Annotated in this window: 3 protein-coding genes; 2 read left to right on the forward strand and 1 reads right to left on the reverse strand. The window is 60.0% G+C overall.

Annotation, left to right across the window (positions count from 1 at the left end; all coding sequences use genetic code 11):
- A partial coding sequence (locus tag EKD03_RS19195; protein WP_338030965.1) for a type II toxin-antitoxin system HicA family toxin occupies positions 1-302 on the reverse strand: 302 nt, incomplete at its 3' end.
- A gap of 253 nt (positions 303-555) precedes the next feature.
- On the opposite strand from EKD03_RS19195, the gene EKD03_RS18550 reads away from it, so the two are divergent.
- On the forward strand, positions 556-1029 hold the full coding sequence (locus EKD03_RS18550; protein WP_161569318.1) for a transposase: 474 nt from the start codon (positions 556-558) through the stop codon (positions 1027-1029).
- Positions 950-1483, forward strand: coding sequence for a transposase (locus EKD03_RS19145; RefSeq protein ID WP_161569319.1), 534 nt, complete (start codon positions 950-952; stop codon positions 1481-1483). The genes EKD03_RS18550 and EKD03_RS19145 overlap by 80 nt, the downstream gene beginning before the upstream one ends.
- The last annotated feature ends 97 nt before the right edge of the window (positions 1484-1580 follow it).

A 1580-nucleotide genomic window follows, 5' to 3' on the forward strand; every position in this document is an offset into this window, starting at 1 on the left:
CCTGCCACCGTCACCGTTCCTACTTTGGAAGGATGCTTGAACTGACGATGGCTTCCTGCCGTGCGAACCAATTGCCAGCCATCTGCTTCCAGAAGTTTGACGACCTCTTTCACTTTCATCAGCATATGCCTATCGTCAAGGAGGAGTTGCCCTGCTCCACCGTGGGTATAGTGTACCGCGCTCTGCGCGACCGCGCAATTTTGTCGTGCAGCATTCCCCACCGTGATAGGGAATCTGCCACCTTGTTCGTTGGCATCGTACCGTCGTACCTGCACAGGTGCGTTATCCGATGTCGTACACATCTGGTACAGGCATGCTTACGTCGGCTCAACACACATTGAACGTGGCCGACTCTTCGACGGGCTTGAAAGGTCGCAACGATTCCTCGGCTCCCGGTGGGCTGGAGGCCGCCCCGACGCCCAACGCCAGCCTTCAGGTGCGCCGCTGGCAGGCTTCCCGTGATCCGAGCGATGTTCGCTCATGCGCAGCTAGTGTGCAGGGTGTGATATACTCTCGGGCGGAAGGGGCGGGAACATACGGGTAGGGAGTGGCACCATGTTTGTCTTTCCGATCGGCGAGTTGATGGACGAGGGGGCCTGTCTGCAATGGCTGGAGCAGCACCTGCACCCAGAAGGGCTGCGCTGCCCGCGCTGTGCTTCAACCAATCGGCGTGACTTTCGCCCCTATCAGGCGTTCCCGAGCTACCGCTGCCGAGACGGTCAGCGCCCCTCCACCGTGGTGACGGGAACGGCGTTCGAGAAGACCCGTCAGCAGCCCTCCACCGTTGTGCTGCTGCTGCGTGGCATCACCCAGGGGGTGAGTACCTCGCAGTTGGCCGAGGAGCTTGAGATGAGCCGCAGGCAAACCCACACCTTGCGTCAACGCCTCCAAGACAATGCGAACGAAACCGCACCACAAAGCCAAATGGAAGGAATACACTTCGAGTCTGATGAGGGGTATCAGAACGCGGGGGAAAAAAAGCGACGCCCATACCGACCCCGAAGACCCGCCGCGACGGCGTGGCAATAAGCGACCGGGGCGAGGAACCTACGCGAACGACCGTCCGCCGGTATTCCAGGTGATCAGTCGAGAGACGGGCGAGGTACGGATCTGGGTGCTCAACACGGCGGATACGGAGAGTTGCCAGGGAGTGCTCCAAACGCTGCTGCCACCAGGCGCGACGCTGTACAGTGACGAGTTGGCAGGCTACCAGGGCTGGCCCAGCCACTTCACGGTGTGTCACTCGTCATACGAGTGGGCGCGCGACGACGACGGCGACGGCATACGGGAAGTCCACTGCAATACGTCTGAGGGCGCTCACACGGGTCTCCGAACGTTCCTTCGCACGTTCCGCAGCGTCCACAAAGCGTATTTGGCGTGCTACCTCGCGGTGTACGAGGCCATCCGCAACGCCAAGCGCGTCACTCCCGGAATAGTCCAGCGCCTCTGCTTTGGGAAGCAATTGCACACTAGCTACACATGAGCGAATCGTGCCAATGGACAAATCGTGCCAATGGACAAATCGTGCCAATGGACAAATCGTGCCAATGGACAAATCGTGCCAATGGACAAATCGTGCC

Origin of the sequence: Candidatus Oscillochloris fontis, from assembly GCF_004138135.1 — a bacterium.
GTDB classification, from domain to species: domain Bacteria; phylum Chloroflexota; class Chloroflexia; order Chloroflexales; family Chloroflexaceae; genus Oscillochloris; species Oscillochloris fontis.

Excerpts from the sequence above, each read along its gene's own strand:
- EKD03_RS18550 (WP_161569318.1), top strand. The coding sequence starts at position 556 with ATGTTTGTCTTTCCGATCGGCGAGTTGATGGACGAGGGGGCCTGTCTG.
- EKD03_RS19145 (WP_161569319.1), top strand. The coding sequence starts at position 950 with ATGAGGGGTATCAGAACGCGGGGGAAAAAAAGCGACGCCCATACCGAC.